Genomic DNA, 12,893 nt, shown 5'->3' with positions numbered 1-12,893 from the left:
GTTTTCTCCTCAGCGGACCGTGAGCGGCGGGGCGGCGGCCTTGATCCGGTCGCCGCCTGCGCCGTTGAACATGGTCACAAGAACGTCACTGTAGCGCAAAATCGTTAAGAGAGCTTCAAGGCGGGTCGCCGCCTCGCTCAGCTCTCCTGCCTCAAGGGCACCGAGAAACTCCTTCAGGCTGTCGCGATCGGTCGGATAGGCGACGAGCTCGGTCGGCTTCTCGGGTGCGATCCCGGCGGCGTCACGGGACAGCCCCTCCGCCTCGGCATAGCCGCCAAGCACATCGACAAGACCGATCCGTTTCGCGTCCTGTCCGCTCCAGACCCGGCCGCGCGCGGCGGCATCGATCTCAGCCGGTCCGAGGCGGCGGGCGGCCGCGACCTTGCCGGTGAAATCGGCATAGATGGTGTCGAGGACCTCGTCGAGACGCCTGCCCTCGGCGTCGCTGAAAGGGCGCGCCGGGCTGAACATGCCCGCATTCCGGCCCGCATTGACGCTGTCGGTGCGAATGCCGTGCTCGGTGAGGAACCCGGAGAAATCGACCTTGCCGGACACCACGCCTATGGAGCCGGTAATCGTTGTCGGATGGGCGACGACATGATCCGCGTCGAGTGCGACGAAGTAACCGCCGGACGCGGCGACGTCGCTCATGGAAACCACCACCGGAAGGCCGTCGGCCCTGGCTTTCGAGAGTGCATGCAGGATGGTGTCGGACGCGGTGTAGCTGCCGCCCGGGCTGTTGACCCGCAGAATGATGGCCTTGACTCTCTTGTCTTCGCGCGCCTGCTTAATGGCGTCCGTGATGCTCTCCGCGGCGGCCTGGCGGCTGCGGGAGAACGGCTCCGCGCGGCCGCGCATGATCGGTCCCTCGACGGCAATGACGGCGATGCGGGCGGTATCCTCGCCATTGATGAAATCGAGATCGTCACGCAGGTAGCGTGCTGCGCCGACAAGGTCCGCCCCCTGCGCCTTCGCCCGCGCGGCGTCGGCCGCCTCATCTCGGTAGCGTGTCTCGTCGACCAGGCCGTTGCTCTTCGCCTCGGCGGCGGTGAGCGGTGCGGTGTCGATCAGGGCGTTGACCGTGGAGGGAGAAAGCCGGCGTGCCGTCGCGATGTCCGCCGCGATCCCGGCATAGAGCGAGTCCACCAGGCGCCGGTAGTTCTCCCGCACCGGTGCGGGCATTGCGCCGTCCGTAAGTGGCGTCATGGCGCCCTTATATTCGTGCCGGGTGCGGAAATCGGCATTAATCTTCAGGCTCTCGAGCGCCTCGCCGAGATAGGGCGTGGTCAGCTCGATGCCGCGGATGTCGAGCAGGCCGGAGGGCTGCAGGCTGATCTTCTCGGCGCCGGTGGCGAGATGATAGAGCGCGATCGCGCCATTGCCCTCCAGGCTGTCGGCATAGGCATGCACGAAGCGCCCGCCAGACCGGAAGCGTGACAGCGCCGCCCGCAGTTCCTGCGCTTCCGCCGGCCCGACGCTGGCCTCCGAGAGATCGAGAAAGAGACCCCGCACGCGCTCGTCCTCGCCCGCGGTCCGGAGCAGGTTGATGACATCGAGCAGGGAGGGCGAAGGTCCGCCTATATAGGCCGCGAACGGAAAAGGCTCGCTGGTTTCGTTCAGACCCGGCTTCAGGGAGAGCGACAGCACGAACCTGTCGGGAAGCGGTTCCTCCTCCCATTGTTCGGCGAGGAAGCGCAGGCCGACGATTCCGCCGACGAGCAACGCGATGAACAGAATCCCGAATGTAATCAGGAGTCCTTTCAGGAATCTCATCATGGCGGCCATATTCCTCTCGCGCTCTCCATTTCCATATGGGGAGCGGCCTAAAACAATTCGATGGCAGTTCTGTGGCGCGTCCGTTCAGCGCCCGCGGCTTACTCGCGGCGGCTCATGCCCCGCACTGTGCGGCGTGGCGCATCAGATGGTCGGCGAGCACGCAGGCCATCATCGCTTCGCCGACCGGGACCGCGCGGATGCCGACGCACGGATCGTGGCGTCCCTTGGTCACGACCTCGACCTCGTTGCCGTCCCTGTCGATCGAGCGTCGCGGGGTGAGGATCGAGCTGGTCGGCTTTACCGCGAAGCGCACGACAACAGGCTGGCCGGAGGAGATCCCGCCGAGTACGCCGCCCGCATGGTTCGAGAGGAAGATCGGCTTGTCGCCGTCCATCCGCATCTCGTCTGCGGCTTCGTGGCCGGGGATCTCTGCCGCGGCGAAACCGTCGCCGATCTCCACGCCCTTGACCGCGTTGATCGTCATCATCGCCGCGGCGAGGTCGCTGTCGAGCTTGCCGTAGACCGGCTCGCCGAGCCCGGCGGGCACGCCTTCGGCGACGATCTCAACCACCGCCCCGGCGGAGGAACCGGACTTGCGGACGTCGTCAAGGAACCCGGTCCAGGTCTCGGCCGCTTCCTTGTCAGGGCTCCAGAACGGGTTGCGCTCGACCTCGTCCCAGTCCCAGTTGTCCCGGTTCACCTTGTGCGGGCCGACCTGCACCAGTGCGCCGCGGATGTGGAAGGCGTTGCCGAGGCGGGCGGCGAGGATCTTGCGCGCGATGGCGCCGGCGGCGACCCGCATCGCGGTTTCGCGCGCAGAGGAACGGCCGCCGCCGCGATAGTCGCGGATGCCGTACTTTGCCTCGTAGGTAAAGTCCGCATGGCCCGGCCGGAACCGGCTCATGATGTCGCCGTAATCCTTCGAGCGCTGGTCGGTGTTCTCGATCACCAGACCGATCGGCGTGCCGGTGGTCTGGCCCTCGAAGACGCCGGAGAGGATTTTCACCTGATCCGGTTCCTGGCGCTGGGTGGTGAAGCGGGACTGCCCCGGCTTGCGGCGGTCGAGAAAGAACTGGATGTCGCTCTCGCTCACCGGCAGGCGCGGCGGCACGCCATCGACGACGCAGCCGATGGCGGGGCCGTGACTCTCGCCCCAGGTGGTGAAGCGGAAGGCTTCACCGAAGGAATTTCCAGCCATTTGCTATGCGCTTTCCCGGCTCAGACCGTGGAAATGTCGGGCGCGTCCACCGCCTTCATGCCGACGATATTGTAGCCGCAATCGACATGGTGGACTTCGCCGGAGACTCCGCTCGAGAGGTCGCTCAGCAGGTACATGCCGGCGCCGCCGACATCCTCCAGCGTCACGTTCCGGCGCAGCGGCGAGTTGTACTGGTTCCATTTCAGGATGTAGCGGAAATCGCCGATGCCGGAGGCGGCGAGCGTCTTCATCGGGCCCGCGGAAAGGCCGTTGACGCGGATATTGTCGCCTCCGAGATCGGCCGCCAGATAGCGGATGCTGGCTTCCAGCGCGGCCTTCGCGACGCCCATGACGTTGTAGTGCGGCATGACCCGCTCGGCGCCATAGTAGCTGAGCGTCAGCAGCGCGCCGCCGTCGGTCATCAGCGGTGCGGCCTCACGTGCGATCCGGGTGAAGGAATAGCAGGAAATATCCAGCGTCTTCAGGAAGTTGCCTCGCGTCGTGTTGACGTACTTGCCTTTCAGCTCTTCCTTGTCCGAATAGGCAATCGCATGGACGAGGAAGTCCAGCTTGCCCCATTTCTCGCGGATCGTATCGAAGGTGCGGGCGACATCCGCGTCGTCCGTCACGTCACAGGGCAGAACCATGTCCGAGCCCACTTCTGCGGCCAGCGGAGCGACCCGTTTCTGCAGCGCTTCGCCCTGGAAGGTGAAAGCGAGTTCTGCGCCCTGCGCCGCCACCGCCTTCGCGATACCCCAGGCGATGGAGCGGTCGTTTGCGACCCCCATGACCAGCCCCTTTTTGCCACTCATGATCGGGCTTGGTTGACTCATTCGATGCCTCTCGACGCAGGTTGCCGGAAAAGTTTAAGCGTGATTCGCGCGATCCTACACCAAAGGCCGCGTTCGGCAAACCGGCTCGGGGCCTGTTCGAAGCCAATGAATCCGCGCTCCGGCGCGCTGCCGTCGCCAATGCGAATCGCTTTCGTGCTAGGCTCGCGACGATGAGCAATCAGGCAAACCGTCTCGAACGCTGGAAGGGCCTCGCCGCCGCAGCCGTGTTGCGCGAGGTGGCGGAGTATGCCGGCTTTGCGTTGCTTCGATTCTACCGCGGAGGCGGCATGCAGTCCGCGGCCGCGCTGACCTACACGACGCTGCTCGCGCTGGTGCCGCTGCTGGCCATCGGGTTCGCCATTTTCAGTGCCTTTCCGTCCTTCGAAGCGGCACGGGTGGCGATCGAGGGACTGATCTTCGAGAATCTCGTCCCGGAACTTGCCGGCCCGGTACGGACCCATATCGACAACTTCATGCACAATGCGTCCAACCTCGGGGCGGCGGGCACCATCGGTCTTTCAATCTCCGCGATCCTGCTGCTGGCGACGATCGAATCGACCTTCAACAAGATCTGGCGCGTCGAGCGCCAGCGGCACATCCTGATCCGCTTCATGACATTCTGGGCAGTGCTTACGCTTGGACCGATCCTGGCGGGGCTTACTATCACCAGCACAAGCGACGTTTTCTCGCTCCTGAGAGAGACCTGGACCGATGCCGGTCTCGATGCCGAATCGCTCGATATCGGCGGCGGGCTGCGTGATCGCGCGATTGCTGTCGTGATGCAGAGCCTCGGATTCACACTGCTGTTCATGGTGGTCCCCAACCGCTCCGTCAGCTGGCGCGCCGCGTTGATCGGCGGCGCCCTATCGGGGGCCGCTTTCGAAGGACTGAAGCAGGGTTTCGGCTGGTATCTCACAGCCTTTCCGACCTACCAGAATATCTACGGTGCGATGGCGGCGATCCCGATCTTCCTGATCTGGGTCTATGCCTCCTGGACGGTGATCCTGCTCGGCGCCGTTTTTGCCGCCTCCTTCCCGGACTGGTGGCGATCCCGGCACCTCGAAACGCAGCAGGAGCTCGGGTCGGACCGAATTCTCTCCGTCGCGCTCTCCATTCTCTCGGTGCTCTGGAGGGAGTCGAAGCGGAGCGGTCCGGTGCGGGAAATCGAGCTTGAAGACGTGGCGCATGCCGAGGCCATTTCCCAGGTGCTGGGCCGTCTGCAGAGCGCTGGTTTCGTCGCCCGGACCGAGGACGGCCGTCTCGCCCTCGCGCGGGATCTGGCCAGCGCGCGGGTCTACGATCTCTATCTCGGGCTCGGATGTGCCTCCATTTCGGTCCATACTTCGGGGAATGATGTTGCGCCGGCGATCGCCGCGTTGCTGGAAGAATTATCCGCGGCGGAACGCGGCGCGCTTAAGCAACCGGTATCGCAGCTGCTGGCAAAACTCGAGACCGGAGACGGCGGCGAGGCACCCCTGGCCCGGATACCCGCAGTCGCCGAGTAGAGAGGCGATCTATTTAGTGGCCGTAACGGTATAACCGAGCGTGATTCGAGGGTTGCTTTGGGGAAACAGGGAATCCAGCAGGTAGCCGAGATTGTTCAGCACGGGAAAGAGCGCACGGCCTGCAAGGCTCAGCCTCATGAAATGGAAAATAACGCAGAACACGCCGCCGTTCGGCTTGATCGAGACTTCTGAAAAATCTGCGAGGAGATGTTCCAGACCCATCCGGGTGAACCTGTAATAGTCCCGTTCATCATGGATTTCGAACACGAAGGGGACCGTCAGCAGAAGTCTCCCGCCCGGTTTCAGAACCCGGCGGATTTCGCTGAGCAATGCCGGCGGAGAGGTTGTGTGCTCCATGACCTCGATGCACAGAACGGCATCGAAGCTGGCATCCTCGAGAGTCAGTTTTTCGGCATCGCACACGACGTCCGGCGCGGCGGAACGGTCACGATTGACCGTCAGGCTGCCCTCCACGTAGCGCCACGTCTCTCCGCTTCCGATCTCAAGGATTTTGCCTTCCGGCTGAAAGCCGCGAACTGCGTCCTCAATAAAGTGACGCCGGAGATATCTTGTTCGGATCACTGAGGGGATTGTCCGTAATCGGAATACGGGCGAAGCCGCATTAGCTGAAACGCATCTTGTGACGCGGATTGTAGCCTTTTTCCTCCGCCCATTTCTGCATCAGCTTGATGAGTTCCGGGTCCTCTCCGTCGGGCAGCACGATTTTCAGGGTGACGAGTTGGTCGCCCGCCGCCTTGCCGCCGACGGCCGGGATGCCCTTGCCCTTGAGGCGGAGGGTCGAGCCGGTATTGGATTTCGGCGGGATCTTCAGCGTGACATTGCCATGCACTGTCGGCACCGTGATCGAGCCGCCGAGCACTGCCTCGTAGAGCGTGACCGGGATCTCGACCTTGACGTTCTGCCCGTCGCGTTCGAAGAAACCGTGCGGCTCTACCGTGATCTCGACAAAGGCGTCGCCGGCCGGGCCGTTGTTGCTGCCCTTGCGGCCCTGGCCCTTGAGGCGCAGCGTCTTGCCGGTCTCGGTCGCCGGAGGAATCTTGAGATCGAGGGTCTTGCCGTCGGAAAGCGTAACCCGTTTGGTCGCGCCCGCCGCCGCCTCGACGAAACCGACCTTCAGCTTGTAATTGACGTCCGGCCCGACGGTATAGGCGCCGCCGCCGCGTCCGGAACCCCCGCCGCCCTGATCCTGGCGACGCAGGATATCGTCGAACACGTCGGCATCGTCATCGTCGAAAATGTCGGAGAATCCGAAGCCGCTGCCCTGGCGCTTGCGGGCCGAGGTCCAGGCTTTCCAGAAACCGCTCGTGGTCTTGCCGGAAGCACCGGCACCGCCGCCCGGCTGCTGCATGCCGCCACGGTCGTATTGCGCCCGTTTCTTGGCATCGGACAGCAGGTCATAGGCGGCCGTCACCTCCTTGAATTCCTGCTCGACCTTCTTGTCGCCGGGATTGAGATCCGGGTGCAGCTTCTTCGCAAGCGTGCGGTAAGCCTTCTTGATCTCGTCCTGCGAGGCGTCGGACTTCACACCCAGTATCTTGTATGGATCGCTCATGGCACGGGATTATATGGAAAAAACAATCGGACCGGCGGCAAAAAATAACCGACCGGTCCGATCTTCGCAGAGCCTGGGCGCTATGCCTAGTTCTGGATTTTCCAGGTGCCGTCCGGCTGCCGGCAGGCCGTGCCGTAAGCTTCCTGGGTCTGGCCGCCGACCTGAACGGTCTGCGTGTATTCGCGGCAGTACTGGCCGCTGGACGCCTGGTAGGTCTTGGTCGGAGTGACCGTGCCGGAATTTCCGCTGTCGGGATTGTTCCAGCTGGTTGTGACACCGACCGGGGCGCTCTCGAGCGTGCGCTGTGTGGTCTGCGCCATGGCCGCCTTGTCGGCGTTGTCGAGCGATTTGCCGATCTCGCTGCCGATGATCGCGCCGAGCAGGGTGCCGACGGCGACCGCAGCAACGGTGCCTTTGCCGCTGCCGACGGTCGAGCCGGCGAGCGCACCGCCGACCGCGCCGAGAATGCCGCCACCCACCTGTTTCTGACCCATCTGGTTGCCTTCGCAGGCACCAAGGGCGAGCGCTGCGACGACGACGAATGCGGCTGTTTTCTTCATGATACGGTTACCTCAAGATTGCATCGGCCCGGGTCTATAACGATAGGCTCCGGAAAATCCGTCGCACGATTGTCGTGCGAATGTGGGAGCTCCATTCTCGCGGCATACCCAACTCACGGTCCATGCGACGATACAACGCTGGACACGGTGCGCAGGTGCTCGCTAGTGATACGCCTTGTAGGCTTCAATGTGGCGATCTTTGAGGCATAAAAAAGGCCACCCGGCCCGCCAAGTGTGTTTCGCCACTTCCGCAAAGAGGAACGGCCATGTTCGAGCCCGATACCGACAATCCCTTCCAGCTCTTCGACCGGTGGTACCGGGAGGCGTCCGAGACAGAGGTCAACGACCCGAACGCGATGACCGTCGCGACCGCGGATGCGGACGGCCGTCCCTCCGCGCGGATTCTTCTGCTGAAGGATTTCGACGAGCATGGGTTCGTCTTCTATTCCAATTTCGAGAGCCAGAAAGGCCGGGAGCTGACAGTGAACCCGTTCGCGGCGCTCTGTTTCCATTGGAAGTCGGTGCGGCGGCAGGTGCGGGTGACCGGACCCGTTGTCCGGGTCAGCGACGAAGAGGCTGACGCATATTTCAATTCACGGCCGCGCGGCAGCCGCGTCGGGGCCTGGGCATCGCAGCAGTCCCGTCCGCTCGCCGACCGCCCGGCGCTCATGGCGGCGGTCGAGAAGGCGGACAAAGCCCATCCGGGCGAAAACGTTCCGCGTCCGCCCTATTGGTCGGGCTGGCGGCTGACCCCGCTGGCGATCGAGTTCTGGCAGGACGGGGAGTTCCGCCTGCACGACCGGTTCCGGTTCAGCCGGGCGATGGAGGATGCCCCCTGGGGCGTCGAGCGCCTTTTCCCCTGATCGTCCGAGGGAAATTTCAGGCGCCGCAGATTTCTTGATCTAGGTCAATGAGGCGGTTGCCATGCGGGGCCTAGGGTTAATTCATCCAAGGCATTTATCCCTGAGGTGCTCTCATGTCCCTGAAGACGGTTCTAGCCCCGGTGCTCGGCAACGAGGCCGACGCGGCCATTCTGAACGCGGCGCTCGCCGTAGCCGCGCCGCACGGTGCGCATATCTTTGTCGCTCATATTCATCGCGATCCGCGTGACGTCCTGGTGCCGCAGGTCGGGATGGGGATGAGCGCCTCGATGATCGAGTCCCTGGTCCAGCAGGCAGAGAATTTCGCGAACGAGGCACGTGCTTCATCTCTCGCCGCTTTCGACAAATGGCGCGAGGCGAACAAGCTGGTCTCGGTTGAAAAGCCAGCGGCTGCGGACGGTGTGACCGTCTCCTTCGAAACTTTGGTCGGCGAGCCTTCGCTGCAGGTCGCGGAACGTGCACGCATGGTCGACGTGGTCTGTGTGATTTCTCCGACCGACCGCGAGAGCAGTGACGCCATGGCGGTTGCCGAGGCGGCGCTTCTGCAAAGCGGCAAGGCGACGATGGTGGTGCCTCACGATGTCGAGGTTCCGGTCGTCAAGACCATCGCCGTCGGCTGGAATGCGTCGAAAGAGGCCGCCGCTGCGGTCGCCCACGCGATGCCGCTGCTCGAGACCGCCGACAAGGTTCTGGTCATGTCCGGCGTCGACAGTGACCTGACGAAGGAGAAGCTCGAAGTTTTCGTCGATTCCTTGCGCTGGCATGGAGTCAAGGCGGAGGCGAAGACCTTCGATGCCTCCAGCGGGAGCATTTCGGGCCGCTTGCAGGCCGAAGCGCGCGAAGTCGGGGCGCAGCTCCTGGTGCTCGGCGCCTACAGCCACAGCCGCTTCCGCGAGTCGATTTTCGGCGGTGTGACCGACGATATTTTGACGGAGACGCGGATTCCGGTTCTGATGGCCCACTAGAGACATTCACATCATTTGTTCGATGGAAGGAGCAAGTCCCTTGAGCGTGCGTACCATTCGCCTCGAACTTGCGCGTAATCCGGATTTTCCGGAGGGAAGCATCAATCACGGCTACGAGTTCAAGGCCCCGCTCGCCGGCGACGGCAGTCTGGATCTTGATGCGTGGCAGAAGGTCAAGGGTGACTGCACCGTACACCGGTTCTGGCAGGGCGAGCCGGACGAGGAAGGGCTGCTGATCCACACCCGGGGACGGAAATGGGTCTTCAGCTACGAAGAAGGCGATGACGACGACGAGCCGATCTTCAAGTTCGACCGTCATCATTTCGTCGAGGGCGAATATGTTTCCATCACAGAACATGACGGCGTCCAGCGGACGTTCCGGATCGCCTCGGTGAAATAATGACGTCTCGATGATATCGTGACGAAAGCGGTGCGGCGGCCCTTTTTCGGGCCGCCGCAATTGCTTACACTCCGGCGCCATGAGCACATCGAAAAAGACCATGCTGCTGACCGGCGCCAGCCGGGGCATCGGCCACGCCACCGTCGGGTTCTTCAGTGAACGCGGATGGGAAATCATCACCTGCTCCAGGGACGCGCCGCCGGCCGAATGCCGCCGCGATCCGAACTGGAGCCACCACATCACGGCCGACCTGACCGACTCGGACAGCCTCGATCATTTCATCGACGAGGCGAACGAGCTGCTCGGGGACCGTCCGCTCCACGCGCTCGTGAACAATGCCGGCTGGTCGCCGAAGACGCCGTTCAAGGAACGGCTCGGCTGCCTGAACGGCGATCTCGACGAATGGCGGCGGGTGTTCGAACTTAATTTCTTCGCGCCACTCCGCCTCGCACGCGGTTTCGCGGCCGCGCTGCACCGGGGAAACGGGGCGATCGTCAACATCACCTCGATCGCCGGGCATTTCATCCATCCCTTTGCCGGGTCCGCCTACAGCACCTCGAAGGCGGCGCTGTCCTCGTTGACGCGGGAAATGGCGAACGAGTTCGCCGAACTCGGCGTCCGGGTGAATGCCGTCGCGCCGGGGGAAATCGAAACGGCGATGCTGTCGCCCGAATACGAGATGCTGATCCCCCGGATTCCGCTCAACCGTCTGGGAACGCCGCGGGACGTCGCCTCGACGATCCATTATCTCTGCTCCGACGATTCGGCCTATGTGACGGGCACGGAAATCTTCGTCACCGGCGGCCAGCACATGTTCTGAGCCGCTTTCCGTGGCCTGAGATTTCAAACGAGAGGGAGAGCTCGATGAACGGACGCTCCATAGATCACGTCGTGCATCGCGTCGACGACCTCGACAGGGCCGCCGCGACCTTCGAGAGACTTGGATTTACCCTTACCCCGACGGCCTATCACGAGGACCGGATGGGGACTCGGAACAGGCTGGCGCAGTTTCACGGCCGGAATTTTATCGAACTGCTGGAAGTCGACCGGCCGGACAGGCTGTTGCCGCACGATTTCGCGGCGACGCCGCCGTTTTTCGGTTTCGGGGCGCACAACAAGGCGATGGCCGGGTTTGGCGAAGGCATGACGATGCTCGTTTTCCAAACCGACGATACGCGCGCGGACATCGCGAGCTTCGGCGAGGAGGGCATCCCCACCTACGCGCCGTTCGATTTCGAGCGCAAGGCGAAGCTTCCGGACGGCAGCGAGGTCACGGTATCCTTCTCGCTCGGATTCGCCACCAGCCCGGACATGCCGCGGGTGGCCTTCTTCGTCTGCGAGAACCGGGCGCAGGACTATTTCTGGAAGCCGGACTTCCAGACGCACCGGAACGGGGCGGAGTCGATCTCGGCCGTCTATTTCCGCTCGGAGATGCCGGAGCGCGACGCGGCGTTCCTCGCGCGGCTGTTCGGCGGCCGGGTGTCGCTCCGCGATGGCGGCTTCGCCGTCGCCGCAGGAGAGGAGCAGGAACTCCGGGTGCTCTCTCCGGATGCGGTCGCGGCGCTGGACCCGTCCTTCGCCGGGCCGGAAGATGGAAGCACCGTCATGGCCGGACTGGAACTGGCGGGGAGCACGGCCGCTCCAACGGTCCCTTCCAGCGAAGCGCACGGCGTCTTTCTCCTCTGGCGAGCCCGATAGGCCCGCCAAGCGGTTTCGGCTCAGACAGTCAGAGGGATGCGGCGAGGCGGTCGCACCAGGCGATCCGGTCCTCGACCTGAGCGATTTCCATCTCGATCCAGGCACGGAGGTGGCCCTGCTGCCATTCCTCGTGCGAGAGCAGGTCGTTCAGGCGCGCCTGTTCGCCCTCATGGAGACCGCGCAAGGCGTCGATCTGGTGCAGCTGCTCTTCCTTCTCGAGCAGGTGCAGGAAGCGCAGCTTCAGCGCGACGACGAGCTTGTTGAGGTCGTTCGCGCCTGGACGGACGGCGGCGGTCAGGTAATCCTTCAGCGCCTCCCAGCCGTCGTCGGTGAGACGCAGCTGGGCGTTGTCCTCGAAACCTTCGCCCGCGACGGGCGAGATCAGGCCTTCGAACTTCAGAAGCTCGATGGAGCTGCCGAGCAGATCGAGGGACGGTCCGACGATCCGGGCGGCGAATTGCCGGACCTCGCTTGCGATATCCGCGTAGGCGCGCGGGCCGCCGGAGAGCGCGCCGAGCGCTGCCATCCGGATGGCTTCCTTCGGGATGAGGGAATTGTCGCGATACATGTCCTGCCTCGTCGCTTTTTGCGAACAGTTCTTAAAATGAGGTCATTCGCCGCAGAAGTAAAGGGGTGCGCGACAATTTAGCTCGGGCTGAGGCCGCGGAGCCGCTCCGAACGCCGCCGCAGGATCTCCATGGCCGCCAGAAGCATCACGGAAATCAGCACCAGGATCGTCGCCACCGCAAGGATCGTCGGGCTGATCTGTTCGCGGATACCCGCCCACATCTGCCGCGGTACCGTGCGCTGCTCGAAGCCGGCGAGGAACAGGGCGACCACGACCTCGTCGAAGGAGGTGACGAAGGCGAACAGGCCGCCGGAGATCACGCCCGGCGAGATCAGCGGCAGGATGACCTTGAAGAAGGTCCGCTGCGGCGAGGAACCGAGGCTGGAGGCGGCGCGGATCAGGTTGCGGTCGAAACCGGACAGCGTCGCCGTCACCGTGATCACGACGAAGGGCGTGCCGAGCGCCGTGTGGGCCAGGATCAGGCCGGTATAGGTCTGCGCCAGATTGATCGAGGAATAGAAGAAGAACAGGCCGGCAGCGGTGATGATCAGCGGCACGATCATGGGCGAGAGCAGGACGCCCATGATCAGTGTCCGGTAAGGCATCTCGGAGCGCGACAGTCCGAGCGCGGCGATCGTGCCGAGCGAGGTCGCGAGGAATGTGGCTGCGATGCCGACGATGAAGCTGTTCTTCATCGAGTGCAGCCACTGGTCGTTGTCCAGGATGTCCTGGTACCAGCGCAGGGAAAACGCCTCGGACTTGAGGGCCAGCATTTCCGGCGTGAAAGTGAAATAGGGCTCCGCGTTGAACGAGAGCGGGATCATCACGATGATCGGAGAGATCAGAAAGAGGAAGATCACGCCGCAAAGGAAGCGGAAGGCATAGTACCAGAAGCGTTCGAGCGGACCGGCATAGGAGGGAATAGCTGACATGGTG

At 63.6% G+C, this 12,893-nt stretch carries 14 protein-coding genes; 6 read left to right on the top strand and 8 right to left on the bottom strand.

Going from position 1 to position 12,893, the window contains the following annotated elements:
* Positions 1–9 precede the first annotated feature (9 nt).
* The 3 genes from sppA to fabI all read right to left on the bottom strand — a co-directional run bounded on the left by sppA (position 10) and on the right by fabI (position 3,807).
* Positions 10–1,776: a signal peptide peptidase SppA gene (gene sppA / locus IG122_RS11470; protein WP_193183602.1), complete on the bottom strand. Its 1,767-nt coding sequence runs from the start codon at positions 1,774–1,776 to the stop codon at positions 10–12.
* Positions 1,777–1,888: 112 nt separating this feature from the next.
* Positions 1,889–2,974 (bottom strand): chorismate synthase, encoded by a 1,086-nt coding sequence (gene aroC / locus IG122_RS11465; RefSeq protein WP_193183600.1) that lies wholly within the window; start codon positions 2,972–2,974, stop codon positions 1,889–1,891.
* Between the two features lie 20 nt (positions 2,975–2,994).
* Positions 2,995–3,807 (bottom strand): enoyl-ACP reductase FabI, encoded by an 813-nt coding sequence (fabI, locus tag IG122_RS11460; RefSeq protein WP_193183598.1) that lies wholly within the window; start codon positions 3,805–3,807, stop codon positions 2,995–2,997.
* Between the two features lie 170 nt (positions 3,808–3,977).
* Here fabI and IG122_RS11455 point away from each other — a divergent pair, with 170 nt between their 5' ends.
* A complete protein-coding gene (locus IG122_RS11455; protein ID WP_193183596.1) occupies positions 3,978–5,312 on the top strand; it encodes a YihY family inner membrane protein in 1,335 nt (444 codons plus the stop codon).
* 9 nt (positions 5,313–5,321) lie between these two features.
* On the opposite strand, the gene IG122_RS11450 is transcribed toward IG122_RS11455, so the two are convergent.
* The 3 genes from IG122_RS11450 to IG122_RS11440 form a co-directional block, all read right to left on the bottom strand.
* Positions 5,322–5,894, bottom strand: coding sequence for a class I SAM-dependent methyltransferase (locus tag IG122_RS11450; RefSeq protein WP_193183594.1), 573 nt, complete (start codon positions 5,892–5,894; stop codon positions 5,322–5,324).
* Positions 5,895–5,934: 40 nt separating this feature from the next.
* Positions 5,935–6,885 (bottom strand): DnaJ C-terminal domain-containing protein, encoded by a 951-nt coding sequence (locus IG122_RS11445; protein ID WP_193183592.1) that lies wholly within the window; start codon positions 6,883–6,885, stop codon positions 5,935–5,937.
* 86 nt (positions 6,886–6,971) lie between these two features.
* Positions 6,972–7,445, bottom strand: coding sequence for an RT0821/Lpp0805 family surface protein (locus tag IG122_RS11440; RefSeq protein WP_193183590.1), 474 nt, complete (start codon positions 7,443–7,445; stop codon positions 6,972–6,974).
* A 266-nt stretch (positions 7,446–7,711) separates the two neighbouring features.
* Here IG122_RS11440 and pdxH point away from each other — a divergent pair, with 266 nt between their 5' ends.
* The 5 genes from pdxH (at position 7,712) to IG122_RS11415 (ending at position 11,389) form a co-directional block, all read left to right on the top strand.
* A complete protein-coding gene (pdxH, locus tag IG122_RS11435; protein WP_193183588.1) occupies positions 7,712–8,308 on the top strand; it encodes a pyridoxamine 5'-phosphate oxidase in 597 nt (198 codons plus the stop codon).
* A gap of 113 nt (positions 8,309–8,421) precedes the next feature.
* Positions 8,422–9,291, top strand: a complete 870-nt coding sequence (locus IG122_RS11430) for a universal stress protein (protein ID WP_193183586.1) — start codon at positions 8,422–8,424, stop codon at positions 9,289–9,291.
* Between the two features lie 46 nt (positions 9,292–9,337).
* Positions 9,338–9,691 (top strand): hypothetical protein, encoded by a 354-nt coding sequence (locus IG122_RS11425; protein WP_319024869.1) that lies wholly within the window; start codon positions 9,338–9,340, stop codon positions 9,689–9,691.
* Positions 9,692–9,770: 79 nt separating this feature from the next.
* Positions 9,771–10,511, top strand: a complete 741-nt coding sequence (locus IG122_RS11420) for an SDR family NAD(P)-dependent oxidoreductase (protein WP_193183581.1) — start codon at positions 9,771–9,773, stop codon at positions 10,509–10,511.
* 44 nt (positions 10,512–10,555) lie between these two features.
* Positions 10,556–11,389: a VOC family protein gene (locus IG122_RS11415; RefSeq protein ID WP_193183579.1), complete on the top strand. Its 834-nt coding sequence runs from the start codon at positions 10,556–10,558 to the stop codon at positions 11,387–11,389.
* 28 nt (positions 11,390–11,417) lie between these two features.
* Here the strand turns inward: IG122_RS11415 and IG122_RS11410 are convergent, their stop codons facing one another.
* Both IG122_RS11410 and IG122_RS11405 read right to left on the bottom strand, forming a co-directional pair.
* Complete coding sequence (locus IG122_RS11410) at positions 11,418–11,957, bottom strand: hypothetical protein (RefSeq protein ID WP_193183577.1); 540 nt, start codon at positions 11,955–11,957, stop codon at positions 11,418–11,420.
* Positions 11,958–12,034: 77 nt separating this feature from the next.
* A complete protein-coding gene (locus tag IG122_RS11405) occupies positions 12,035–12,889 on the bottom strand; it encodes an ABC transporter permease (protein ID WP_193183575.1) in 855 nt (284 codons plus the stop codon).
* Between the last annotated feature and the right edge of the window lie 4 nt (positions 12,890–12,893).

The organism is Nisaea sediminum, assembly GCF_014904705.1.
GTDB lineage: Bacteria > Pseudomonadota > Alphaproteobacteria > Thalassobaculales > Thalassobaculaceae > Nisaea > Nisaea sediminum.
This window is presented reverse-complemented; position numbering and strand designations above follow the sequence as displayed.

Bases quoted from the DNA above. Each gene is read 5' to 3' on its own strand.
- IG122_RS11410 (WP_193183577.1), bottom strand. From the start codon at position 11,957: ATGTATCGCGACAATTCCCTCATCCCGAAGGAAGCCATCCGGATGGCA.
- IG122_RS11420 (WP_193183581.1), top strand. From the start codon at position 9,771: ATGAGCACATCGAAAAAGACCATGCTGCTGACCGGCGCCAGCCGGGGC.
- IG122_RS11440 (WP_193183590.1), bottom strand. From the start codon at position 7,445: ATGAAGAAAACAGCCGCATTCGTCGTCGTCGCAGCGCTCGCCCTTGGT.
- sppA (WP_193183602.1), bottom strand. From the start codon at position 1,776: ATGATGAGATTCCTGAAAGGACTCCTGATTACATTCGGGATTCTGTTC.
- IG122_RS11445 (WP_193183592.1), bottom strand. From the start codon at position 6,885: ATGAGCGATCCATACAAGATACTGGGTGTGAAGTCCGACGCCTCGCAG.
- pdxH (WP_193183588.1), top strand. From the start codon at position 7,712: ATGTTCGAGCCCGATACCGACAATCCCTTCCAGCTCTTCGACCGGTGG.
- IG122_RS11455 (WP_193183596.1), top strand. From the start codon at position 3,978: ATGAGCAATCAGGCAAACCGTCTCGAACGCTGGAAGGGCCTCGCCGCC.
- IG122_RS11405 (WP_193183575.1), bottom strand. From the start codon at position 12,889: ATGTCAGCTATTCCCTCCTATGCCGGTCCGCTCGAACGCTTCTGGTAC.
- aroC (WP_193183600.1), bottom strand. From the start codon at position 2,974: ATGGCTGGAAATTCCTTCGGTGAAGCCTTCCGCTTCACCACCTGGGGC.
- fabI (WP_193183598.1), bottom strand. From the start codon at position 3,807: ATGAGTCAACCAAGCCCGATCATGAGTGGCAAAAAGGGGCTGGTCATG.
- IG122_RS11415 (WP_193183579.1), top strand. From the start codon at position 10,556: ATGAACGGACGCTCCATAGATCACGTCGTGCATCGCGTCGACGACCTC.
- IG122_RS11430 (WP_193183586.1), top strand. From the start codon at position 8,422: ATGTCCCTGAAGACGGTTCTAGCCCCGGTGCTCGGCAACGAGGCCGAC.